The sequence below is a fragment of the Microbispora sp. NBRC 16548 genome, assembly GCF_030268985.1.
Taxonomy (GTDB): domain Bacteria; phylum Actinomycetota; class Actinomycetes; order Streptosporangiales; family Streptosporangiaceae; genus Microbispora; species Microbispora catharanthi.
The window spans coordinates 212,064-234,199 of sequence record NZ_BSSF01000005.1 but is presented as its reverse complement, the minus strand read 5'-3'; the positions used below and the strand labels follow the sequence as shown (position 1 = coordinate 234,199).

Below are 22,136 nucleotides of genomic sequence, written 5' to 3'. Positions count from 1 at the left end.
CCGCATGACGGGGTGATCCGGGATGAGCCGGTGGTTCGGGATAGGGCGGTGGTTCGGGATAGGGCGGTGGTTCGGGATAGGGCGGTGGTTCGGGGTGGGACGGTGCCGAAGGGCGATGTAGCGCGGCGGAGCCCTGTGAAACAGCGGCAGGGCCGTGCCCGGTCCGCCACCTGGACGCGCCGCCTGGCGGTCGCCGCGCTGGTGCTGGCCGCGCTCAACCTCAGGCCCGTCGTCACCAGTCTCGGGCCCGTTCTCGAAGAGGCCCGCGCCGCCCTCGGGATGAGCGCCACCGTCGCCGGGCTGCTCACGTCCGTGCCGGCGGTGTGCTTCGCGCTGGTCGGCTCGGCCGCACCCCGCCTGGCCCGCCGTCACGGACCGGAGGGCGTCGTCCTCGCGGGGTTGGCGGCGGTCGCGCTCGGGCTCGCCCTGCGTCCGTTCGTCGGCAGCACCCCGGCCTTCCTCACGCTGAGCGGCCTCGCACTGGCCGGGATCGCGGTCGCCAACGTGCTGTTGCCGGTCGTGGTCAAGCAACGCTTCCCGGACAGGGTCGGCATGATGACCGGCCTGTACTCCATGGCCCTCAACCTCGGCGCCTCGACCGCCGCCGCCGTCACCGTCCCGCTCGCCGGGGTGTTCGGCGGTGACTGGCGTGCCGGTCTCGGCGCCTGGGCCGTCCTCGCCGCCGTCGCCGTGCCGCCCTGGGTCGCCCTCGCCCGCGACGGTCGGCGGCCAACCGGGCGGCCAACCGGGCGGCAGACCGGGCGGCAGAGCGAGCAGCAGGCCGGACGGGCGGCGGGTGGGGACGCCGCCGCGGGGGCCGGGGCGCACGTACGGGTGGCCCGCAGTCCCACGGCCTGGGCGCTCGCGGTCTTCTTCGGCCTGCAGGCCACCTCCGCGTACGTCATCATGGGCTGGCTGCCCCAGGTCTTCCGGGACGCCGGGCTGTCCGCCGAGGCCGCCGGCCTGCTGTTCGCCGTCACCTCCGTGCTCGGAGTGCCGCTGTCCTTCGTGCTGGCCGCCGTCGCCGGGCGGCTGCGGAACCAGAGCGGCATCGCCGTACTGCTCGGAGCGTTCGGGCTCGCCGGGTACGCCGGGCTGTGGGCGGCTCCCGCCGCCGCGCCCTGGTTGTGGGCGGTGCTCCTCGGCGTGGCCAACTGCTCCTTCCCGCTGGCGCTCACCATGATCGCCATGCGTGGCCGGGACGGCGCGACGGTGATCCGGTTGTCCGCCTTCGCGCAGAGCGTCGGCTACCTGCTGTCGGTCCCCGGTCCCATCCTGGTCGGAGCGCTCTACCAGCACACCGGCGGCTGGCAGGGGCCGCTGGCCTTCGTGGTGTGCCTCATGGTGCCGCAGATCGCGGCCGGATACCTCGCGGGCCGCGACCGGCAGATCTGATCTCCAGGCGCTCCCGTCGCGCTTCGGCGTACGCGCCTCATCGAGGCCGCCACGCCGGGTCGCGGCCGGTGAGGCCCAGCAGCCGGTCCAGCGGCGGGGCGTCGTCGGGCACGGGCACCGGCGGTCCGAACAGGCCGGGACTGCCCTGGGGGTGCTCGGCGACGACGGCGCCGACCCACCGGCAGGCCCGGTGCACGGCCTCGGCGAGAGCGGGATCGTCGGCGGGGTAGGCCGCGCCGGTGGAGACGGCGAGGTCCCAGCCGTGCACGACGACCTCGTCGAGCGCGGACGTCCCTGCGACCTCGGCCGGCAGCACACCGCCGCCGATCTCGGCCGTGCCGGTCCAGGCAGACGGCTCCCGCCATGCCTCGGCCAGTTCCGCGAGGCGGGCAGGTATGCGCTCGCGCCAGTCCGCGCCCAGCCTGGACGCGTCCGGCACCGGCGGCCTGCCACCTCCCTCCAGCGGAATCTTGCGCGCCGCCGCGGCGAACGCGACGCAGAGGCTGTCGATGTGATCGAGCAGCTCGCCGACCGTGGTGCCCTCGCACGGCGTCGGCCCGGTGAGCCGGTCGTCGGGGACGTCCCGGATGATCGCGGCGAGCATGTCCGCCGCGGGCTTCAGGTCGGCAGTCACCGCTTCACCGCCACGGTGAGCCGGTCGAGCACGCCGTCCCACCCGCCGCCGATCTGCTCGGCGACGTGCGGCAGCGCGGCGGCCAGTGCGTCGAGCCGCTCGTGCAGGAGGGTCATGTGCGTGCCGCCGCCCGCGGTCTCGCTCAGCTCGACCGTGAGCAGGGAGTCGAACATCGGTCCTGCCTCACGGTCGGGACCGACGAATCCCCAGCGCCAGACGATACGGCGGTCCGGGACGAGCTCCAGCAGCTGCGCGTCGAAGCCGCCGATCGGGCGGTCCGAGGATGCCTGCCAGATGCGGTAGCGGCCGCCCACCCGCTCGTCCACCTCGGCCCGCACACACTCCAGGTCGCCGGGCGCGAGCCACAGCCGCAGGACGTCCGGATCGAGCCAGGCGCGGTAGACGGTGTGCGGGGGTGCGGCCAGCGTCCGCTCCCGCCGTATGGCGGGGTGGGTCGCGGCATCAGCGATCATGACGGCTCCTCGGATGTGTGCGCGGGTGGGGGGTCGAGGACCTGCTGCAGCGCGTCCAGGCGGTCATCCCAGAACCGCTCGTAGAAGCGCAGCCATTCGACGGCGCTCGCGAGAGGGCCGGACCGCAGACGGCACACGTGCCGGCGTCCCACGACCGTGCGCTGCACCAGTCCGGCGTTCTCGAGCACCTTCACGTGCTTGGACGCCGCCGCCAGCGACATCCGCAGCGGCTCGGCGAGCTCCCCGACGGTCAGTTCACCCGCCGCGAGCCGGCGCAGCATGGTGCGCCGCGCGTCGTGAGCCAGGGCGTGGAACACCTCGTCCAGCATCGATCGATCCTCAACCACATGGTTGACAATAGCGGAAGGCGCTGCAGATGTACAACCAGATGGTTGAGCTTTCTGGGTGGAAAATCGTTGGACAACGCCGTACGTCGATGGTGATCGTGGGGAGCATGCGGCAGGAGGAGATCTGGAACGCCGACACCGCCCGGCACTACGACACGCCGGGCACCGGGATGTTCGCGCCCGAGGTCCTCGGGCCGGCCGTCGATCGCCTCGCCGATCTCGCGGGGGACGGGCGGGCGCTCGAGTTCGCCATCGGAACCGGCCGTGTGGCCGTTCCGCTCGCTGAGCGCGGGGTGCCCGTCAGCGGCATCGAACTGTCCCGTCCGATGATCGACCAACTACGTACGAAGGTGGACGGAACGAAGATCCCGGTCGTCGTCGGCGACATGGCGACCGCCGTGGCTCCGGGGGAGTACTCGCTCGTCTACCTCGTCTACAACACGATCTCCAATCTCCTCACCCAGGCCGAGCAGGTCGCGTGCTTCCGCAACGCGGCGCGCCACCTGATGCCCGGCGGCCGCTTCGTGATCGAGCTCTGGGTGCCCGAGCTGCGCAAGCTCCCACCGGGCCAGGAGGCCGTGGTGTGGCATTGCGAGCCCGGCTACATCGGCCTGGACACCTACGATTTCCTGCGGCAACACCTCGTGTCGCACCATTTCAGGTTCGACGAGAGCGGACAGGCTCAGCTGTTCCGCAGCCCTCATCGATACATCTGGCCGGCCGAGCTCGACCTCATGGCCCAGCTGGCCGGGTTCGAGCTGGAAGCCAGGCACGCCGACTGGATCGGTACCGAGTTCACCGCCGAGTCGCGTTCACACGTGTCCGTCTATCGAATCCCGCCCGGTCGAACCGCGTCGCAATAAGGCGACGCCGTCGCCGGCCTGAATCGCGCATTCGCGGGGGCCGGAGAATTCGCTTTCGCGGCGACGGCCGAAATGCGGGCGAGCGGGCCGTGCCGCAATCGGCCGCAAAGGGAGAGCCCCGCGAGGCGATCGCCTCGTGGGGCAGGAGGGTCCAGCAGGTTCGATGTGCGGTTATCCGGTCCTTGCTGCTGCCTCGCTCTCCCTGCTGCTGATGCCGCTACCGCGGTGCGCGTTCCTCGAATCGCCCGCGCTCGCGACCGCGTTCTTCCATGCGCCCGCGCTCGCGTCCGCGTTCCTCGAATCGCCCGCGCTCGCGTCCACGTTCTTCCATGCGCCCGCGCTCGCGTCCGCGTTCACGGCCGCGTTCCTCGAACCGTCCGCGTTCACGACCGCGTTCTTCCATGCGCCCGCGCTCGCGTCCGCGTTCACGGCCGCGTTCCTCGAACCGTCCGCGCTCGCGTCCGCGTTCTTCCATGCGCCCGCGCTCGCGTCCGCGTTCACGGCCACGTTCCTCGAATCGGCCCCGTTCGCGGCCACGTTCGCGACCGTAGTGACCGTACGTCCGTTGGCGCTCACGGCCACGGCACCTGCCTCCGGGGCAGGGCTGTGTCGGGTTCTGCATGACCTGCGCGGTGCTGCCGGCCGCATTGACCGGTTGCGTCTGCATCGTCACCGGGACGATGAGGGCCGACGCCGTGATCGCGCCAGCAGCCAGTGCTTCCTTGAGCATGAGTATCACTCCGTCGACTCCGTGACCGTCGCCGGGGAACACCCGGACGCACGAAGCGCGAATCGATCCATCGAACCTTGGATCCAGACCCTGATTCTCACGCTAGAGGTAACAAAAGGCCCCGTCACCCAGCAATGCGCAAACAACCGCTTTTCGCAACAGAAAACAAATGTAATCGGAGGTGTTGTCGGTCCGTTTCTCCGTGCCGACAATTCCTTTACGCGGGTGGCTGGATTCCTTCCACATCATTGAGGCGCATTGGTTGTGATCGCACATACTCGGCCGGAGGCCCGTCTCCGGCCCCTTCCGGGTTGTTACGGTGAGTCGCTGACCGAAACCGCGTGGGTTCTCGAGGTTGTCGTGACCGCGGTCGAGGAAGCGGGCCCGGCGCGCGCTCCATTCTGACGCCGCCGCCTGCGGTGGTCGAACGGGGTCGCGTGGACCGCGGCGCGGCAACCGCGAGATCGCGCGGCCTGGCCGCTTATTCCGGTTCTGGGACCAAGTCGTGGCTGCCGCGCTCCGCCGGTGTCGCTGTGCTCGTACGCGGCAGAACGGCGAAGGCGATGAGGGCTGCACCGACCAGGAGTACGGCGCCGAGTGTCATACCGAGCGCGTATCCCTCGGTGAGGCCCTCGATCGTGGTGCTCTGGCCGGTGCGCGCGTGGGCGGCTGTGCCGAGAGCGGCCAGTCCGAGTGATGCGCCGATCTGGCGTGAACTGGAGAGCAGACCGGAGGCGGTGCCCGTCTCGCTCGGCGCGACACCCACGGTGGCGGCGGAGACGACCGGTCCGAGGCAGAGCCCGAAACCGACGCTGGTGACGAGCGACGGGCCCAGGACGTCGGTGAGGAAAGAGCCGTCGGCACTGATCAGGCCGAACCAGGCGAACCCGGTCGCGGTCATCAGCCCGCCGATGATCAGCAGGGTGCGGAGCGGGAGACGGTAGCCGAGCTTGATGGCGACCGCGGCGCCGGCGACCACACCGATCGCGAAGGGCAGCAACTGGATCCCGGCCATGGTCGGACTGGCCTTGAGCACTTGCTGGAGGTAGAGGGACGCGAAGTAGAAGGATGACGCCATGGCGGCGCCGAGGAGGAGGTTGTAGGAGTTGGCGCCGGCGACCGAGCGGTTGGTCAGCAGGCCGAGCCGGATCAGCGGATCGCGGGTGGTGGTCCGCTCGACGTAGACGAACGCGGCCAGCAGTGCGACGGCGATCACCAGGGTCGTCAGGGTGACCGGCGAGGTCCACGCGTACTGGTCGGTGCGGACGACGCCGAACACGAGCAGGGACATCCCCGCCGTGGCCAGGATGCCGCCCAGCACGTCCGGGCGGCCGCCGGGAGCCCTGGGCGGAGCGCCGGTGACGCCCCGCCAGGCCAGGGCCAGCGCGATGGCGGCCATCGGGACGCTGACGAACATCACCCAGCGCCAGCCCGCGTACTGGGTGAGCACACCGCCGATCAGGACGCCGAGGGCGCCGCCGGCGGCGTTCACCGCGCTCCATATGCCATAGGCCCGGACACGGGCCTTGCCGGAGGGGAACGTGACGGTCAGCAGCGCCAGCGCGGCCGGAGACAGCGCGGCGGCCCCGATGCCCTGCAGGGCGCGGCCGGCTACCAGATGGCCGGGCTCCTGCGCGAAGCCGCCGGCGAGGGAGGCGAGGCCGAAGACGGCGAGCCCGAGCAGCAGGACCCGCTTGTGGCCGTAGCGGTCGGCGATCTTGCCGCCCAGCAGGAGCAGCCCGCCGAAGGTGAGGGCGTAGGCATGGATCACCCAGGTCAGGCCCACTGAGCTGAAGCCGAGGCCGGCAGCGATCCGCGGCAGTCCGAGGTTCACGACCGACAGGTCCACCGACACCATGAACTGCACCACAGCCACCGCGGCAAGGGTGAGCCCTGGCCGGGCGGCCGTACGAACGACCGGTTGTCCGGTTGCTGATCTCGTGTCTGTCACCGTTCCTCCGCCCTCTGGCCGGTTCTCGTGGGATGCTTTTCGTACACGTACTGAAAGTACATCGGAACCGGTTCGGTGTCGACGGCCGAAGCCCCGGTTGGCGGAAGGGAGTGGCCGGACGGAATGATGGGACGGTGCCCCGACGCAATGCCCCGCACGGCCGCACCGGCCGCCCCCCGGTGACCTCCCGGGCGCAGATCCTGGACGCGGCTCGTCGGCTCATCGGCCGGGACGGCTGGGAGAAGCTGAGCATTCGTCGGCTGGCCGCGGAGCTCGGTATCGGGACGATGACCCTGTATCACCACGTGCGGGACAAAGAGGACCTGCTGCTTCTGCTGATCACCGAATACGCGGACCAGGTCCCGCAGCCCGACCTGCCCGGCGAACCGCGGGACCGCATCATCGCGACCGCCACTCTGATCCACGACGCCCTCGCGGCCTGGCCGTGGGCCGCGGAGGTCCTCACGGCCGACGGGTTCATCGGCCAGCTCGGCGAATCAGTGTGGATGGTCGAAACCATCGTGGCCGGAGCCATCGACCACGGGTGCACACCCGAACAGGCCGTGCACGTCTTCCGCCACATCTGGTACTACACGGTCGGCGAGATCCTCGTCCGCGCCCACTCCGCTAACCAACCGGCGGACGCCGGGGGACCCACCGACCGCGACCCTCTCTTCAGCGGCCTCGACAAGTCGCGGATGCCACGCCTTGTCGCCCTCGGCGATCGATGGCGAACGCTGTCGGCGCAGGACACCTACCCCCAGGGACTACGGGCCCTCGTCGACGGGCTGCTCGCGCAGGCCACGTCGGGAAGGCCGCGCCAGGTGGCGTCCGCGGAGCGGGGTGAATAGCTCGGCGAAGTCGGCGCCGTGCGCTGGTCTCAGGCAGCCCCAAGGCGCCTTGGCCGGCCTGGCCGCCGGCCACCCGTACGGCCGACGCCCGAAGCCCCGGGGCTGGCGCCTGCGAGAAGACTTCCCAGGTCGGCGGAGCCCGGCTCGATAACATCGGGATCATGCTGGACTGGAGTCTCCGGCCGGCCTCGATGGCGGACGTCGAGGCGGTGGCCGAATTGCGGGCCGTGGTGCTCAAAGCGGATCTCGAGCGGCTCGGCCGGTACGACGAGCAGCGCGTTCGGCAGCGGCTCCGGGCCGGATTCACACCGTCGCACACCTGGACGATCGAGGTGAGCGGTGTCCTGGCCGGCTGCGTGGCGCTGCGGCCGGCCGACGGCGCCTATTGGTTGGAGCACTTCTACCTGGCCCCGGACCTGCAGGGCGGCGGCATCGGCTCCGCCGTGCTGAGCAGGCTGCTCGAACGGTGTGACCGAGAAGGCGCCCTGATCCGGCTGAACGTGCTGCAGGGCAGTCCCGCCCGGCGGCTGTACGAGCGGCACGGGTTCACGGTCGAGACCGAGGACGAGGTGGACGTGTTCATGGTGCGTGATCCGGCCCCGGCCGCGCCTGGTGATTGATCACGCGGGTGCCCGAAGCCACGCCATCACCACCGTGGGCGTCCGGTCGCCCGCCCGGGCAACGCGAAACGGCCGATCGGCGGATTAAGGTTTGCCATGCGTCACGCTCGGATGCGTACCACTTCCCTCAGCCTTCCCGCCGTTCTCGCCGGCGTCCTGCTCCTCTCGGCCTGCGGATCGGAGAGGGTCGCCGCGTGGAGCGACGGCTCGCAGCAGACCCGGGGACCCGACTCGGCATACCGGCGCGGTGACCCCTCATGCGGTGCCCCGTCCACCGGTACGCCGCCCACGTCCGGCACTTCGGTACTTCCTGGCGGCCCCGAGGATCTGGAGAAGGACGGCGTCAAGATAACCGGCCTGGGCGGACGGTCCCGCAACTGCGACCTCTCCCCGTTCTCCGCCGAGTTTCGGGTCACCAACCACGAAACCGAACCGTTCACGTACACCGTCACCTTCGCGTTCGTGTCCCATTCCGGAGAGGTGCTGGCAGGTGCGGAACAGACGGTTCCAGTGGTCAAGCCCGGTCAGACGGTGAAGCGCACGGTCGCCTTGGGCGAGCTTCCTCCGCAGACGTTCCCCCCGGTGGGTGTGCGAATCGCCAAGGTCAGAAGCGTCCCGGCGGACGAGGCACCCGCCCCGGCAGGTCCATGCCCGCCCTCCGGCATCCGCGTCACATTGGGCAACGGTGACGCCGCCATGGGGCTCCGCGTCGTGGGACTCCATCTGGAGAACTGCTCAAGCCGCGTCTACCACGTCAACGGCTACCCGCAGCTCCAGCTCCTCGACGAGGGCAGAAAGCCCGTCACCGGTGTCGAGGTTCTGCACGGCGGCATATCCACCGTGACCGGCTTCGACGACCCGCCCCAGCCGGTGCTCCTGAAGCCGGGTCAGAGCGCGTCCGCCGGCCTGATGTGGCGCAACACCGTCACTGTCGGCACTCCCGTGAACCTGCCGTACGTCAGGGTGAACGCCAAGGCCGGTGCTCGACCTGTGATGGTGACGCCGGAGCTCGATCTCGGCACCACCGGGAAACTCGGCGTCAGCCCGTGGAAAAAGGACGAGTCTCCGTAGACCCCGTCGAAGTACCGGCTCCGATCTCGGTCTGCTCTGGCGTTGCGTGTCAGCTGCTTGTGTCGGTCCTCCATTCGGTGGCAAGGATGCTGAATATGGCGGAGTCTCGCCAGCCGTCGCGCAGCTTCATGGTGTGGCGGAGGTGGCCTTCATACGTCATCCCGAGTTTGTTCAGGACGGCCGCGGAGGCGGTGTTTCGGGGGTCGCAGGTGGCGTAGACGCGGTGCATGCCGAGTTGGTGGAAACCGATGTGCAGTAGTTGCCGGCCGATGGCGGTGCCCAGGCCATTGCCCCAGAGACGGGGGGCCCTGGGCGTGCGTGACGTTGCGGATGTGGAACTCGCCCATTCCTATGACCTCGTTGTGCAGGAGGGCCGCGTAGGTGAAACGTGTTTGTGGTTCTACATGCCATGCGGCTGCGGCTTCTTCCACGAAGGCGCGCGTTTGCGGGAGGGAGTTGGGTCCCCATGCCTGATACCGGCAGACCTCGGGGAGGCCGGCCCAGGAGTGAACGGCCTCGATGTCGGCGGGTTGAAGCTGTCGGAGTCGGATTTCCGGACGGGTCATGATCTGAATCATGATGGGTGAGGGAATGGTGTTCCACAGTGTCTCGTGCCGGCGCGCAGGCCGTCCGTGCGCGGCGTGATGCTCAGGGTCTATGCCAAGCGCATTGAGGGCCGACGCGAGATGGCCAACCGCAGGATCTTGGAAGCGCTCGCCGTACGAGGCGCTCGGACTCACCGGCACGAAACCGCGGGTGAGATCCCGGATGGCTGGCCGTACACGGTAGGGCGGGTGGGACTTGAACCCACGGCCCACGGATTATGAGTTTCCTGGATGAATGCCGCCCTGTGTCTCGTCGTACCGGTTTCTATGATTCCGTCTGTCCTTGTCCCCGCTGACGTGCCAAACTGTGGCGGTTCATTTCACTCCGTGTCACGTACATCCGAGCCATCAGAAGGCGGCGCGCCGGTGGAGTCGGCTGTTTGCTCACAGGTTGCGTGTCCAGAACGTACGCTTTTGATCAGCTGACCAGACGGGGAGAGGCGTAGATGTCGTTAATCACGCGGATGGCCGCGGCCTTCAAGGGGGAGGTCTCGGCCGAGGAGCTCGAGGCCTACCGGCGCGCGGGCGGGTTCGTCTACACCGAACTGCAGCAGACGGAGGCCCTGCGTAGCAAGTTGGCCGCCGAGGGAGTCAACCTGTGGCACGGCCCGCAGGCGGCGGCCGGCCAGCTGCTGTGCACGTGGAACGCGTTCGTCCTGCAGGCGATCGGAGAGCACCTGCTGGACGCCGACTACGCGGCAGATCCGCGCACCGTCGGATACGTTCCGCAGGTCACGAGCCTTCAGGTCGGCGCCTGCTTCGCACAGGTCGAGGGTTGGGTGTCGCGGGCACGCCAGGCCGCAGGCAACTCCCGCTACCTGGTGGAGAAGGAGATACTGCTCCCGGCCGACCTGCCCGAGTGGGCCGAGGCGAGCCCCTGCCCGCTGCCGCACCTGCACGGCATGCTCGCCGCCTCGCGCGCGATCCGCCAGCACGCCGAAGTCGCTCTGGGGGCGTTCGAGCAGACTGTGGCCGACGCCGACCAGCACAGAGCCGACCTGGAGCGGCTGCGCCAGCTCGCCGCGGAGGCGGCCACGGCCGCTGACTACGCGGAGGGCCTGCTGGACACCGACCCGGCCCCGCGCATGCACGAGGCGATCGAGCAGCGTCTGCAGCGCGCGCTGGACATCTACTACCACCTGGGCCAGCTGATCGCGATGCCCCAGCTGATCGCCGGCTACCGGGGCCCGGACGCACGGCAGGCCGTACCACCCGCCAACCTGGCCGTGGTCGACGCGCGCAACTTCGACCCGTGGTGCTTGACCGACCCGCAGAGGCGCAGCAACTGGCAGGCCGACCCGCGAGCGCGCCAGGCCATCAAGGAGATGTGGGACTACGACCCGGCCCCGGCCGAGACCTTGCGGATCCAGGCCGAGATCGACGCCGCCCTCCAGCAGGGCGCGGTCACCTTCGCGACCGATTCGAGCGGTGAGCCGTACGGAAGTTTCTACTGCTGCCCGTTCGCCGCGATCTACCTTGTCCGGCGGCCGGTGGTCATCGCGGGCCGGAGGCTGCGCGCGATGCAGCAGTTCACGTTCGAGGTGTCGGCCGAGGACGTGCCGAAGGGCGGGCCGTTCAAGCGCGAGATCATCGTCTCCACCTTCACTCCGACGGACAAGATCGACTACTGCGACCCGGACGGTCTGCACGGCGACTGACCCGCTGGAACAAATCCCTGAGCGCGGCCGGCGCGTCCGCGCCTGCCGCGCTCCTCGCGGGTGACTCGCCGGCGCACCGAGGTTGGCGCCTGGTCGGTCAGGTGGACCCCGGACCATGGCGTCCACCTCGGAGGTCGGCATGGCCACCGGGCCCGGCCGGCGCAAGGCCATCTCGGCGGTCGTCGCGTCGATCACGTGCTTGCGGCGGTGCGGGCCTGTGGCCTTGAGCAGTCCAGCGGACCTCTTCGCTGCGCTCTCGGCATGCCCAGGCAGTCGTGTTCCATCGAGAAGCCGCAGCTTAGGCAGGGTTTTCCTGATCAAACGTGGTAGGGCGGGTGGGACTTGAACCCACGACCCAAGGATTATGAGTGGAGGATACTTCTCCGGCTTTCCAGGGCGTTGACCTGCTGAACCAGGGGCCCGAAGTGAGCTGAGGACAAAGACCATCCCGCGTACATCCGGCGGGGCCTACTGATCAGCCGTCTGATGCCTGGCCCGCTCTCGTAGTCGACGTAGCCGGCGTTCGTACTGGCCCGCATACGACCTGTGAGCCTTATCGACAGCGCGAATCAAGGGATCCGAAGAGTGCTCATAAAGCTCGACCTCGAACGCGTCACTGTCGTAGTCGATGAGCCGGGCCAGCGTCTCACGGTCCTGTTCGACAGAGCCACGACTCCGAACGCCTTCACGCCAACTTTCCGCGCTCGCCTGGGCCTCGTCCACTCCCTTACCGTAGCTGGCAGCGGGCATACCGGGGGCGGCAGCATGCTTCCTCTCGTGAGCGATGGGAAGTTGAAAGCAGAAGGAGGTAGGCGCGATGAGTCCGGCGGTGGCACGTTTTCACGTCGAGACGGGCCCAGATTCCCTGTTCGCGCGGGTACGCCAAGTGCTATCTGGTGCTCGTCAACTCGGGCTTCACGGATCACACCTAGTGGAACGGGTTGCAGACACCAATGCACCGATGGCGGACTTAAAGCCCTTCAATCCGATCGAATGGGAGCTGGTCCTCGTCGAGGCCCGGAAGGACACGGGGAAGTTCGTTTCCACGACCTGGCGGCGGAGCTATCAGGACGGGGAGTGGTGGGTTGTCATCGGGTTCGGAGACGTCGTGCGGACCTTGTACCGAGCATCCGAGAACAAGCGTGCTCTAGGTGCCGGCATCGTGACCGAAGGACCGCTGTGGGAAATGGTCAGCGATGTCAACGCCCGACTCCTGTCGCCGGCTGAGCCCGCATAAGTGATTTTGAGGTCCTGCGCCCCGGGAGCCGCGACCCCACCGGGGCCTTTGTACGTAGGGCGAGTGACGGGAATCGAACCCGTACTGTCAGCTTGGGAAATGCATGGATCACCGTCCGTAGAGCCGTTGACCTGGGCGTTGGACCGGTCGTGAGTGACCATGCTTGACCCTTCGTCACCCTGGTTAATGGCCCCGCTATCATCGCCGGTCATGCCGTCATGGAGTGCGAGATACCGCGCGGGCGAGTGCCTCGCCGTCTGGGATGAGCTTCGGGCGTACGGCCCTAATGGTGTTCCCGAGGCGCTTCACGAGGACGCCGAAGAGGTCGCGCGAGAGACCATGAGACGTGTCGCGGCCAACGTGGACGTCGTCGTGGAGCGGCTTACCGCAGGGGGCTACGCCTTCGCCTACCCCGAATATGTCCGGCAGGTGCCCACGGAGGATGATCTGGTAGCGATGAGAAGGGCAGAGCAGGTGATCGGCCCGTCCCCGCTCGCTTTGCGCGCCTGCCTGGAGATCGTGGGAGCCGTTAACCTCTGCGGTGACGGGGGCGCGGTGTTGCCGCATGTCGCTTACCACGCTGATCCGTACGAAGAGTGGGTCCTCTATCCGGACCCGCTGGTGCTCCCCCCAGGGGCCCACCTGTGGCGGGACTGGGAATCATGGGGTGGCGGCTTCGAGCAGGGGTGCGCCTGTACTGATCCCGAAGAAGAGGATCGCTGTCGATTCCACTTGGAAGGCTTCCTCTTCGCCTTCGCGCCAGATGAAGCCCATAAGGCGAACGTCAGCGGCGGTGAGCAGAACATCCTGCTTCCGAGCAACGCAGCGGATCCTGAGTTGATTGGTGCCCGTCATCGGACGGGCGTCACGCTTATCGAGTACCTGCGGATTTCGCTGGCCTGGGGAGGCTTTCCCGGTTATGACGAGGCCCACGCATTCATCGCCGTACCGGGCATGATCGAGGAACTGCGTCGTGACCTTCTCATGTTCTGAGCGTCGCCTCTCATCACGGTGCCAGACAAAGTGACGCACCCTGCGCACGCCTCTGTCTGACTGATCACCCTGTCGGCCGTCGACCCGCCCGCAGGGGAAGCAGGGCAGGGCCAGGGGGTCAAGGTGGAGCGCCCCACGGACGAACGACCTTGACCCCCTGGCCCTGGTCCGCTCGGCTTGTCCCGGGTCGATGGCGGGCGGGGTGATCAGGCCCCTACCTCAGCCATTTTCGGGCCGATAGTGACAAACGGACGGTCACCCCGGAGCCGGAGAGCTCCCGCCGGAGGCTTTATCTAGGGCTCCTCGGCTAGAGCTATGCCGTAGAGATGCTGACGGACTGTGGCGTCGTTCTCCAGGATGTGATCTATGGTCTCCCAATAGTCGGACAGCCAGGGATGGGCGAGGGCTTCCTCGCGGGTCAGCTTGCGACCGTAGAACGGTTCATCGGGTGCGACTGCGGCGCCTTTGACCAGAGAGCAGGCGGGGGTGGGCTGCCCTTCGACGGGACCGACGCGACATCCGAAGGTGACGCGGTTGGGGCCAGGGCGGCTGACAGGCTCGTCCGGAGCCCAGGCGTCGTCGATGATGACATCGATCCAGGCTTCGTGGATTCCGTTGTGGTGGTAGCAGGATGCGTAGTAGATCGCATAGGCGTCGTCGTTGTTGATGAACCCGGTCACGCGATCGAAGGGGGTCTGGCAACAGTTGCAGACGCCGGTTCGGATATTCCTGTCTGGATCGATTCGCAGTTCCACGCTCGCATTATGGGGCGGCTTGGAGGGGGTTGCTGGCGGGGTGCTTGTGATCAACGGATGCTGGACCTTTCGGCGGAAGAGGGCCATCTTCCATCACGCCCTGGAGTACGCGGTGGAGCTGGAAGAGCTTTCGGCAAATCCGCTCGACCGGGTGAAGCTGCGCCGCCCCAAGATGAGCGGCGAGGTGGATCGGCGGTCCGTGGTCAGCCCGGCCCAGGTGCGAGAGCTCATCGTCGCGCTCACCTACTGCGGACGGACGCGCGGGCGATGTTGGCCGCGATGTTCTCCTGCATGTACTTCGGCGGCCTGCGTCCAGCCGAGGCGGCCGGGCTACGGGAGAAGGACTGTCACCTGCCCTCGTCCGGCTGGGGCTGCTGACGCTGGAGAAGACCCGGCCGCAGAGCGGCAAGCGGTTCACCGATTCGGGGGAGGGGTTCGACGAACGAGGCCTCAAGCACCGTGCGGAGGGCACTACGCGCATCGTCCCCATCCCGCCGGAACTGGTCGCGATCCTGCGCACGCACCTGGAGACGTACGGGACGGCCAAGGACGGTCGGCTCTTCCGCACGCGGACCGGCGGCGTCATCTCGGCCTCGGCCTACGCGAAGATCTGGAAGGAGGCACGGACGTACGCGCTGACGCCCGAGCAGGTCGCCTCGCCTCTCGCGGCCCGGCCATATGACCTGCGCCACGCGGCCGTGTCCCTCTGGCTCAACGCCGGGGTCCACGCCCCGGAAGCGGCGGAGCGCGCCGGTCACGGCATTAACGTCATGCTTCGGGTCTACGCCAAGTGCATTGACGGACAGCGTGAGATCGCCAATCAACGGATACAGGCGGCCCTCGTCGGGTGAACGCCTACAGCCTCGTCCCAGGGTCTCGGGTCACCCGGGGCCCTTCGACGTTTTCAGGGGTGGCTCTCATCCCGCAGAGGCGCCGGAGGCCGCGACGCGACCTGCGGAAACGCCACCAATGTCATCCCGCGTATATCCCGTGACTGGCGACAGACGGCGGCTCTCGGTAGCCTACGGCTGCACGCACGGCAGGCATGATCTATGGAGAATCCGCAGCTCAGGCAGGGTTTCCCTGATCAAACGTGGTAGGGCGGGTGGGACTTGAACCCACGACCCACGGATTATGAGTCCGATGCTCTGACCGGCTGAGCTACCGCCCCGCAATGGTGGAGTCTCTCACAACTTAGCGGGTGAGGGGATCTGTGCGCGGAGGTGAGCGGTGGCCTTCGGCCGTGGGCGTAATCCCCCGCCCGATCACCTCGCCGTGATCGTCCGTGCTGGGGTACGGCTGCCGTGGCGAGAGTTGTGGGGCATATGTCCGGGTATGTGACTGTTGAGGCGACATCGCTCCAGAAGACGGCTCTGCGAAACGTGGCTCCGCAACGAATCGGGGGTGCCCCGTGGGGAGACGACTGGCGGGCGTCTGCGTGCTTCTCCTGATGTCCCTTCCCGCCTGCGGGCAGGGCGGGCGGCAGCCAGGAGCGGAACTCGGAGCGGTCGGCGACGTGCGGGAGGGCTTCACCGTCGGCCTGCTGCTCCCTGGCGAGGGACCCGACCGGCCTCTGTTCACGCGGGCCCTGGCGTCCCTCTGCCCGCGCTGTCATGTCCAGTACGCGAACGCCGCGGGCGACCGGGCCAGGCAGGGGCGGCAGATCGGCCGGATGCTGGCCGACGGCGTGCGGGTGCTCGTCCTCGGCGCGGTGGATCCCGGGACCGTCGCCCCCTGGGTGGCCAGGGCCAAGCTGTCCGGGGCGAAGGTCGTCGCGTACGACCGGCTGGCGAACGGGCCGGTGGACGCCTATGTGGCGACGGACCCGGCGCGCGTCGGGCGGGAGCAGGCGCTGGCCCTGCTCGGCGCCATGAAGGTCGCGGGGCCGGTGCTGCTCCTCAACGGCCCCGCCACGGATCCGTATGCCGCGACGGTGAAGCGAGCCCTGCACGCCGTGCTCGACGGCCGGGTGACGATCGGCTGGGAACGGGACCTCACGCGGCCCGACGAGGCCGTGCGCGAGGTGGCGGCGGCCGTCGCCGCGCTCGGCGGGGCCACGAAGGTGGGGGGCGTGTGCTGCGCGAGCGACGCGGTGGCGGAGGCCGTCGCGGCCGAGATGGCGCGGGCGGGGATGGCCGGGGTGCCGCTGATCGGGCATGGCGGGCGGCCCGCGGCGCTGGGGCGCGTCAGGGACGGTACGCAGACCGCCACGGTCCGCGCCGACGTCGTGGCCGAGGCGTCGGCCGCCGCCAGGCTGGCGGTCGAGGTCGCGGCCGGCAGGACCGTGTACGGCACGGCCGTCGTGTCCAACGGGACGACGGTTTCGATCCCGGCGGTGCTGCTCCCGCCCGCCGTGATCACCAAGGCGACGGCTCACGAGGCCCCCGCCCCCGGGACCGCCCGCGGACAGAACGCACGACCGCACTGACACATCCACCGCGACGCGGGCCGGTCGGGCGGCAGCAGGACCGATGCCCCGGCGCCGCCGCGCGGCCTCCACCGAATCGCCGGAATGAAAAGGCCGCGGTAGCGCGGAGAGCGCGACCGCGGCCGGGAACAGCCGGTTCACTCCTCTTCGTCGGAGGGGGAGGGGGCGTCGGACGGGCGCAGGCGCTCCCAGAGCAGGAACGCGCCGCCGACGACGAGCATCGCGATGCCCGTCCACAGGTTGATGCGGATGCCCTCCGCCTTCTGGATCTCCTGGGTGCCGTCGAACAGCCCGGTGACCATGAGGATCAGTCCGTACGCCAGGAACAGACCACCGATCACGCGGCGGATGTCGAAGAGTCGTTGCGGGGCGGCCATGCGAACCTCCTACAGGAAGGGCAGGTAGAACGCCGCGGCGAGGACCACCGCCCCGGCGCCGAGGATCACGGGGGAGCGATACCAGGCGGCGTCTCCCGCCAGCGCGTCGTCGGAGACGGACGCGTCGCTCAGGCCGTAGACGAGCCCGCGCAGCTCGCTCTCCGGCTTGGGGGTGGTGGCGAGCGTGACCACGACGGAGACGATCGCGTCGACCACGAAGGCGATGCCGGCGCCCCAGAAGCTCGCGTTCAGCTCGGTGCCGAAATCGAACACGCCCGCCTTGTAGAGGATGTACGAGGCGAAGGCGCACACGGTGCCGCTCAGCAGGCCCCAGAAGCCCGCCCAGGCGGTCATCCGGCGCCAGAACAGGCCGATGATGAACGTCGCGAACAGCGGGGCGTTGAAGAACGAGAACAGCGACTGCAGGTAGTTCATGATGTTGCCGAACCCGGCGGCGATGAACGCCGTGCCGATTCCGGCGACGACGCCGACCACGGTGGCGATGCGGCCGAGCCGCACGTACCACTCGTCGGGGTGGTCGCCGTTGATGTGCGCCTTCCAGATGTCCTGCGTGAAGACCGTGTTGAAGCCGCTGATGTTGGCGGCCATGCCGGCCATGAACGACGCGAGCAGGCCGGTCACCGCGACGCCGAGCACGCCGTTGGGCAGGAACTCGTTCATGAGCAGCGGGATCGCCTCGTTGTACGTCGGCCCGCCGTCCTTGCCGAGGTTGCCGAACAGCACGACCGCGACGAGACCGGGGATCACGGTGACGATCGGGATCACGAGCTTCGGGTAGGCCGCGACGATCGGGGTCAGCCGGGCGGCGTTGGTGTTGCGTGCCGACAGCGCGCGCTGCACCTCGGCGAAGTTCGTGGTCCAGTAGCCGAAGGACAGCACGAAGCCGAGGCCGAAGACCAGGCCGATCCAGTTGGCGTTGAGCGGGTTGTCGGTGCCGGCGGTGTGCGCCCAGGTGTGCAGCCCGCCCTCGCCGAGCACGCTCTGCTTGACCTTCTCGCCGAGGCCGGAGAAGCCGCCGACCCTGGTCAGGCCGATGATCACCACCGGCACGAGCCCGGCGACGATCACGAAGAACTGCATGACCTCGTTGTAGATCGCCGAGGACAGGCCGCCGAGCGTGATGTACGCCAGCACGATCGCGGCCGACACAAGAATGGACAGCCACAGCGGCCAGCCGAGCATGGCGTCCATGATCAGCGCCAGCGCGTACAGGTTGATCCCGGCGATGAGTATCTGCGCGACGGCGAAGGTCCCGGCGTTGAGCAGCTGGGTCGCCCCGTTGAAGCGGCGGCGCATGAAGTCCGGGACGCTGTGCACCTTGGACCGGTAGTAGAACGGCATCATCACGACGCCGAGGAACACCATGGCGGGGACCGCGCCGATCCAGTAGTAGTGCAGGGTCATCGCACCGTACTGTGCGCCGTTCGCCGCCATGCCGAGGACCTCGGTGGCGCCGAGGTTGGCGGACATGAAGGCCAGGCCGGTGATCCAGGCGGGAAGTGCGCGGCCCGAGAGGAAGAAGTCCAGACTCGTCCGTACGGCCCGTTTCGCGGCGAAGCCGATTCCCAGGACCACGAGGAAGTACAGGGCGAGGATCGCGTAGTCCAGAACGTTGACGTCGAGCCGCAGATCCTGTGCGGCCAGCAATTGGGCATCAGGCACGCAACGCCAGCTACCCGTACGTCTCGTCCTGTCACAGACCCGACCCCGGTATACCCAATCGTGACAAAAGCGCAGGTTAAGGCGTCGCAAAGGCTCCCGCGCAGACGACGGAGGGCCCGGATCGAGTCGATCCGGGCCCTCCGTCGTTCGGTGCCGGGGTCAGCCGGTGACCGGGATGTTGGTCTTCACCGGCGTCGGAGTGGGCGCCGGCTTGGGCTTGCCCTGCGTCGGCGTGACGTCCTCGTCCCACTCGATCCACACGTCGATCGGCGGGCTGCCCGGCGTCGGCGTCGAGGTGGGTGTCCGCGAGGGAGTGGGCGTCCGGGTGGGGGTGGGCGTCCGCGAGGGGGTGGGCGACGCGGTGGGGGTCGACGTCGGAGTCGGACTGACCGTCGGCGTCTGGGACGTCGTGGGCGTCCGGGAGGGCGTAGGCGTCTGCGAGGGCGTCACCGTCGGCGTAGGCGTCTGCGAGGGCGTCACCGTCGGGGTGGGTGTGGGGCTGGGCGTGGACTCGCACTCGACCCAGAACACCTTCTGCTTGGGCGCGCCCTTCTTCCCGGCGAAGGTCCAGAACAGCTTGTAGTGCCCGTTCGGCAGGGCCATGTCGACGGTGCGGCCATGCCCGCTGTGGTCGAGCACGAGGGTCCCGCTCTTCACCGTGGTCTTGTCGCCGGTGGGGGGCCAGGACTTGATCTCCCAGCTCACCTGCTCGGCCGCGTCGAAGTTGAACCCGACCAGGTAGAACACGCAGACGTGCGGCTCGTCGCGCTGGTCGTCCTCCGGCGTCGTCCACTTGTGGATCTTGACGTCGCCGTTGTCGCCGGGCGCCGTCCTCTGGACCGCTCCCGCCGAGGCGGTGGTGGAGATGGCGAGCGCCCCGAGCGCCGCCACCGCGAGCATGAGCGCCGCTGTGAGCCAGCGACGGGCTGAAGAGAGTCTGGGGGCTGTCACGACCGCACCTCGGGATGTATGAGAGAGCTTGAGCCTCTCTGGGCTCATCTATGTAAAAATGTCACACCCGCTGGCCAGGACTCTTCAAACGGTCCAAACCGTTATCCATCGAGGCCAGGCGGTTACACGTTCGTGTCGTATTGGCCATATATCTCAGGAGCCGATCGTGCCGCTCGATGCCCCCCGCCGACTCATCGGCGCCGCGCTCGTCGCCATGAGCCTCGTCGCCGCGGCCCCCGCCGGCGCCGCCGCGTCGCCCGTCACCCTCGCCGCCGGCGCGTCGGCCGCGGCGACGGCACTCCCCGCGGCCACCACGTTCACCGAGCTGAGCGGCCTCCCGCAGGACACCGACCTGTACGGCAAGCTGAGCGGCATCGTGGTCCACCCCGCCCGCACCGTGGCCGTCTACGCCCAGCCCGGCGGAAAGCCCGCGGCCACCCTCCCGGCGAAACAGCTCGGCAGCCAGACCTGGGTGCCGGTGGTGGAGGCACGCAAGGGCTGGTATCGCGTGCTCCTGCCCAGCAAGCCCAACCACGTGACCGGCTGGATCAAGGACAAGGGCCTGAAGAAGGCGCGCAGCCGCTACCGCGCCATCGTGACGCTGGGCACCAGGCGTCTGACCGTGATGAACGCGAGCAAGAAGCTCGGCACCTGGACGGTGGCCATCGGAGGTCCCGAGACGCCCACCCCGGTGGGCAGGACCTTCCTGCTGGCCCTGATGTCGCCGAAGAAGAAGACCTACAGCCCGCTGATCCTGCCGCTCGGCACGCACTCGGCGACGCTCGACACCTTCGGCGGCGGTCCCGGCACGGTCGCCTTCCACGGATGGCCGGACCGGAAGGTGTTCGGCAAGGCGGTCACCCACGGCTGTGTCAGGGTGCCTGCTCGCGCGCTCAAGGTGCTCGCAGGGCTGCCCCTGGGGACACCCGTTCTGATCGCTCCCTGATCACGAGGGCGGCCGCCGGCGAAAACGCGCTCGCCGGCGTCAACGCCACTCCCGGGCGCGGTGTCGCCCACCGGGGCCGCTCTGCCGGTGCCGTCGCCGGGAAACAGCGGTCGCGACGGCTACGACCTGTCCTCTCGCCAGGACGAGCCCGCCCGCGGCGCGGCCGGTGCGGCGTCGAGGGGCAACCGGACCTCGACGCAGGTGCCGGTTCCCGCACGGGCGTCGGCGACTCGGATGGAGCCGCCGTGGAGGAGCACGTGCTGGCGGACGACGGTGAGGCCGAGTCCGGAGCCGGGGCTGCCCCTGCGCCGGTGGAAGCGGACGAAGACGGATTCGCGGTCGGCGGGTGGGATGCCGGGCCCGGAGTCCCGCACGGCGAGGAGCGCGGCGGCGCCGTCCTCGCACACGCCGACCGAGATCTCGCAGGCGCCCCTGCCGTCCGCGCCGTGGACGGCGGCGTTGTCGAGCAGGTTGTCGAGGATCCCCCGTATTCCCTCGGCCCACCCGGTCAGCACCAGGCGGCCCGCGACCGAGACGGTGATCGCGGCGTGGGGGTGGCGCCTCCTGGCGTCCTCGACGGCGTCGTCGACGATCTCCACCAGGTCGATCTCGGTGAAGGCCGCCGGACCGAGCAGTTCGCCGCGCGCGAGCTGCCGCAGGGCCGTGATGAGCCGCTGCATCCGGCCCTGCTCTGCCCTCAGGTCGGCGACGATCTCGGCCCGTTCCGGGGCGTCCACGTCCGGATGGTCGAGCAGCCCGAGGTTGGCGCCCATGCTGGTGAGAGGGGTGCGCAGCTCGTGCGCGGCGGTCGCGGCGAAGGCGCGGGCCGTCTCCAGCGCCTCGCCGGTGCGGGCCACCGCCGCGTCCCGCCGGTCGAGCGACGTGTTGAGCATGCCGGCGAGTTCGTCGATCTCGCCGACCCCCGACGCGGTGGCCAGCCGTGCGCCGGGCCGGGAGGGCGCGTCGATCACCCTGGCCTGCCGGTGGAGGACCTCAAGAGGCCGTACGGCGAACCGGCCGAGGGCGAGACCCGCCAGGGCGCCGACCACCACCGAGACGAGCGCGGTGAGCCCGACCCGCCGGCGCAGCAGGTCGAGTTGCGCGTCGAGACGCGCCTGGGGATCGAAGACCCACAGGCGGGCGCGGTTCTCGCGAATGCCGAGGTCTTCGGCCACGAACCGCCACGTGCGCTCCCCTTCGGCGAAGTCGGCGGGGCCGGGCGTCCCGGCCGGCGGCAGGGTGTGCGGCACGTCTCCGATGACGAGGGGTTCGGCCCCGGCGATGTCGAGGTACACACCGCCCGGGCTGTCGGCGCCCGCCGTGGCCTCCGACAGCCGCCGCTGGAGGAAGTCCGGCGGGATCCGGGGCGTCGCCCGCGCCCGCCAGGCGTACGCCGAGGCCATGGGCGCGAGCGCGCGCAGCCGTACGGTCAGCTGCGTGTCCCTTTCCGCGCGCAGGTCGTGGGACACCAGGCTGAGCATGAGCAGCCCGGCGAGCAGAACGAGGAGCGGCACGGCGACGGCGAGGCAGATCGCGAACCGGGTGGACAGCCTCATGGAGCGGCCTCC

20 protein-coding genes, 1 tRNA gene and 1 pseudogene are annotated in these 22,136 nt (G+C 69.3%); 11 read left to right on the top strand and 11 right to left on the bottom strand.

Going from position 1 to position 22,136, the window contains the following annotated elements:
• Positions 1–135 precede the first annotated feature (135 nt).
• On the top strand, positions 136–1,395 hold the full coding sequence (locus tag QSK36_RS15380; RefSeq protein WP_285782872.1) for a CynX/NimT family MFS transporter: 1,260 nt from the start codon (positions 136–138) through the stop codon (positions 1,393–1,395).
• Positions 1,396–1,432: 37 nt separating this feature from the next.
• On the opposite strand, the gene QSK36_RS15375 is transcribed toward QSK36_RS15380, so the two are convergent.
• Genes QSK36_RS15375 through QSK36_RS15365 form a run of 3 tightly spaced genes read right to left on the bottom strand, consistent with a single transcriptional unit; the run spans position 1,433 to position 2,849 of the window.
• Entirely contained in the window at positions 1,433–2,029 is a 597-nt protein-coding gene (locus QSK36_RS15375) for a TIGR03086 family metal-binding protein (protein ID WP_285782871.1), read from the bottom strand.
• Positions 2,026–2,502 carry an SRPBCC family protein gene (locus QSK36_RS15370; protein ID WP_285782870.1) on the bottom strand — a complete coding sequence of 159 codons (477 nt, stop codon included), beginning with the start codon at positions 2,500–2,502 and terminating at the stop codon, positions 2,026–2,028. Before QSK36_RS15370 ends, QSK36_RS15375 begins: the two co-directional genes overlap by 4 nt.
• Positions 2,499–2,849, bottom strand: coding sequence for an ArsR/SmtB family transcription factor (locus QSK36_RS15365; RefSeq protein ID WP_352240318.1), 351 nt, complete (start codon positions 2,847–2,849; stop codon positions 2,499–2,501). Before QSK36_RS15365 ends, QSK36_RS15370 begins: the two co-directional genes overlap by 4 nt.
• Before the next feature lie 89 nt (positions 2,850–2,938).
• On the opposite strand from QSK36_RS15365, the gene QSK36_RS15360 reads away from it, so the two are divergent.
• Positions 2,939–3,712: a class I SAM-dependent DNA methyltransferase gene (locus tag QSK36_RS15360; protein WP_285782869.1), complete on the top strand. Its 774-nt coding sequence runs from the start codon at positions 2,939–2,941 to the stop codon at positions 3,710–3,712.
• A gap of 163 nt (positions 3,713–3,875) precedes the next feature.
• The gene (locus QSK36_RS15355; RefSeq protein WP_285782868.1) at positions 3,876–4,694 is read left to right on the top strand and encodes a hypothetical protein; all 819 of its coding nucleotides are present in this window, start codon (positions 3,876–3,878) and stop codon (positions 4,692–4,694) included.
• Positions 4,695–4,923: 229 nt separating this feature from the next.
• Here QSK36_RS15355 and QSK36_RS15350 read toward each other — a convergent pair whose 3' ends face one another.
• Positions 4,924–6,318, bottom strand: a complete 1,395-nt coding sequence (locus QSK36_RS15350) for an MFS transporter (RefSeq protein ID WP_285782867.1) — start codon at positions 6,316–6,318, stop codon at positions 4,924–4,926.
• A 209-nt stretch (positions 6,319–6,527) separates the two neighbouring features.
• Here QSK36_RS15350 and QSK36_RS15345 point away from each other — a divergent pair, with 209 nt between their 5' ends.
• The 3 genes from QSK36_RS15345 (at position 6,528) to QSK36_RS15335 (ending at position 8,935) form a co-directional block, all read left to right on the top strand.
• On the top strand, positions 6,528–7,244 hold the full coding sequence (locus QSK36_RS15345; RefSeq protein WP_285782866.1) for a TetR/AcrR family transcriptional regulator: 717 nt from the start codon (positions 6,528–6,530) through the stop codon (positions 7,242–7,244).
• 161 nt (positions 7,245–7,405) lie between these two features.
• Positions 7,406–7,864 (top strand): GNAT family N-acetyltransferase, encoded by a 459-nt coding sequence (locus QSK36_RS15340; RefSeq protein WP_285782865.1) that lies wholly within the window; start codon positions 7,406–7,408, stop codon positions 7,862–7,864.
• A 111-nt stretch (positions 7,865–7,975) separates the two neighbouring features.
• Complete coding sequence (locus QSK36_RS15335; protein WP_285782864.1) at positions 7,976–8,935, top strand: DUF4232 domain-containing protein; 960 nt, start codon at positions 7,976–7,978, stop codon at positions 8,933–8,935.
• Positions 8,936–8,984: 49 nt separating this feature from the next.
• Here the strand turns inward: QSK36_RS15335 and QSK36_RS43505 are convergent.
• Positions 8,985–9,501, bottom strand: a pseudogene (locus tag QSK36_RS43505) (GNAT family N-acetyltransferase).
• A 485-nt stretch (positions 9,502–9,986) separates the two neighbouring features.
• On the opposite strand from QSK36_RS43505, the gene QSK36_RS15330 reads away from it, so the two are divergent.
• The 3 genes from QSK36_RS15330 (at position 9,987) to QSK36_RS15320 (ending at position 13,428) form a co-directional block, all read left to right on the top strand.
• On the top strand, positions 9,987–11,198 hold the full coding sequence (locus QSK36_RS15330; RefSeq protein WP_285782863.1) for a hypothetical protein: 1,212 nt from the start codon (positions 9,987–9,989) through the stop codon (positions 11,196–11,198).
• Between the two features lie 961 nt (positions 11,199–12,159).
• On the top strand, positions 12,160–12,435 hold the full coding sequence (locus QSK36_RS15325; protein WP_285782862.1) for a hypothetical protein: 276 nt from the start codon (positions 12,160–12,162) through the stop codon (positions 12,433–12,435).
• A 360-nt stretch (positions 12,436–12,795) separates the two neighbouring features.
• Entirely contained in the window at positions 12,796–13,428 is a 633-nt protein-coding gene (locus QSK36_RS15320; RefSeq protein WP_285782861.1) for a hypothetical protein, read from the top strand.
• Between the two features lie 293 nt (positions 13,429–13,721).
• On the opposite strand, the gene QSK36_RS15315 is transcribed toward QSK36_RS15320, so the two are convergent.
• Complete coding sequence (locus QSK36_RS15315) at positions 13,722–14,183, bottom strand: hypothetical protein (RefSeq protein WP_183539169.1); 462 nt, start codon at positions 14,181–14,183, stop codon at positions 13,722–13,724.
• Positions 14,184–15,277: 1,094 nt separating this feature from the next.
• Positions 15,278–15,354 (bottom strand) — tRNA-Ile (locus tag QSK36_RS15310).
• A gap of 240 nt (positions 15,355–15,594) precedes the next feature.
• On the opposite strand from QSK36_RS15310, the gene QSK36_RS15305 reads away from it, so the two are divergent.
• The gene (locus QSK36_RS15305; RefSeq protein ID WP_285782860.1) at positions 15,595–16,611 is read left to right on the top strand and encodes a substrate-binding domain-containing protein; all 1,017 of its coding nucleotides are present in this window, start codon (positions 15,595–15,597) and stop codon (positions 16,609–16,611) included.
• 137 nt (positions 16,612–16,748) lie between these two features.
• Here QSK36_RS15305 and QSK36_RS15300 read toward each other — a convergent pair whose 3' ends face one another.
• The 3 genes from QSK36_RS15300 to QSK36_RS15290 all read right to left on the bottom strand — a co-directional run bounded on the left by QSK36_RS15300 (position 16,749) and on the right by QSK36_RS15290 (position 19,622).
• The gene (locus QSK36_RS15300) at positions 16,749–16,988 is read right to left on the bottom strand and encodes a hypothetical protein (RefSeq protein WP_183539173.1); all 240 of its coding nucleotides are present in this window, start codon (positions 16,986–16,988) and stop codon (positions 16,749–16,751) included.
• A 9-nt stretch (positions 16,989–16,997) separates the two neighbouring features.
• Positions 16,998–18,671: a sodium:solute symporter family protein gene (locus QSK36_RS15295; RefSeq protein ID WP_285782859.1), complete on the bottom strand. Its 1,674-nt coding sequence runs from the start codon at positions 18,669–18,671 to the stop codon at positions 16,998–17,000.
• Positions 18,672–18,830: 159 nt separating this feature from the next.
• Positions 18,831–19,622: a hypothetical protein gene (locus QSK36_RS15290; protein WP_285782858.1), complete on the bottom strand. Its 792-nt coding sequence runs from the start codon at positions 19,620–19,622 to the stop codon at positions 18,831–18,833.
• A gap of 166 nt (positions 19,623–19,788) precedes the next feature.
• On the opposite strand from QSK36_RS15290, the gene QSK36_RS15285 reads away from it, so the two are divergent.
• Complete coding sequence (locus QSK36_RS15285; RefSeq protein WP_285782857.1) at positions 19,789–20,568, top strand: L,D-transpeptidase; 780 nt, start codon at positions 19,789–19,791, stop codon at positions 20,566–20,568.
• 119 nt (positions 20,569–20,687) lie between these two features.
• Here the strand turns inward: QSK36_RS15285 and QSK36_RS15280 are convergent, their stop codons facing one another.
• Positions 20,688–22,124 (bottom strand): sensor histidine kinase, encoded by a 1,437-nt coding sequence (locus QSK36_RS15280; RefSeq protein ID WP_285782856.1) that lies wholly within the window; start codon positions 22,122–22,124, stop codon positions 20,688–20,690.
• Positions 22,125–22,136: the final 12 nt, after the last annotated feature.

Coding starts and splice junctions, on each gene's coding strand:
- QSK36_RS15370 (WP_285782870.1), bottom strand. CDS start 2,502: ATGATCGCTGATGCCGCGACCCACCCCGCCATACGGCGGGAGCGGACG.
- QSK36_RS15325 (WP_285782862.1), top strand. CDS start 12,160: ATGGCGGACTTAAAGCCCTTCAATCCGATCGAATGGGAGCTGGTCCTC.
- QSK36_RS15300 (WP_183539173.1), bottom strand. CDS start 16,988: ATGGCCGCCCCGCAACGACTCTTCGACATCCGCCGCGTGATCGGTGGT.
- QSK36_RS15355 (WP_285782868.1), top strand. CDS start 3,876: ATGTGCGGTTATCCGGTCCTTGCTGCTGCCTCGCTCTCCCTGCTGCTG.
- QSK36_RS15280 (WP_285782856.1), bottom strand. CDS start 22,124: ATGAGGCTGTCCACCCGGTTCGCGATCTGCCTCGCCGTCGCCGTGCCG.
- QSK36_RS15360 (WP_285782869.1), top strand. CDS start 2,939: ATGGTGATCGTGGGGAGCATGCGGCAGGAGGAGATCTGGAACGCCGAC.
- QSK36_RS15340 (WP_285782865.1), top strand. CDS start 7,406: ATGCTGGACTGGAGTCTCCGGCCGGCCTCGATGGCGGACGTCGAGGCG.
- QSK36_RS15330 (WP_285782863.1), top strand. CDS start 9,987: ATGTCGTTAATCACGCGGATGGCCGCGGCCTTCAAGGGGGAGGTCTCG.
- QSK36_RS15335 (WP_285782864.1), top strand. CDS start 7,976: ATGCGTACCACTTCCCTCAGCCTTCCCGCCGTTCTCGCCGGCGTCCTG.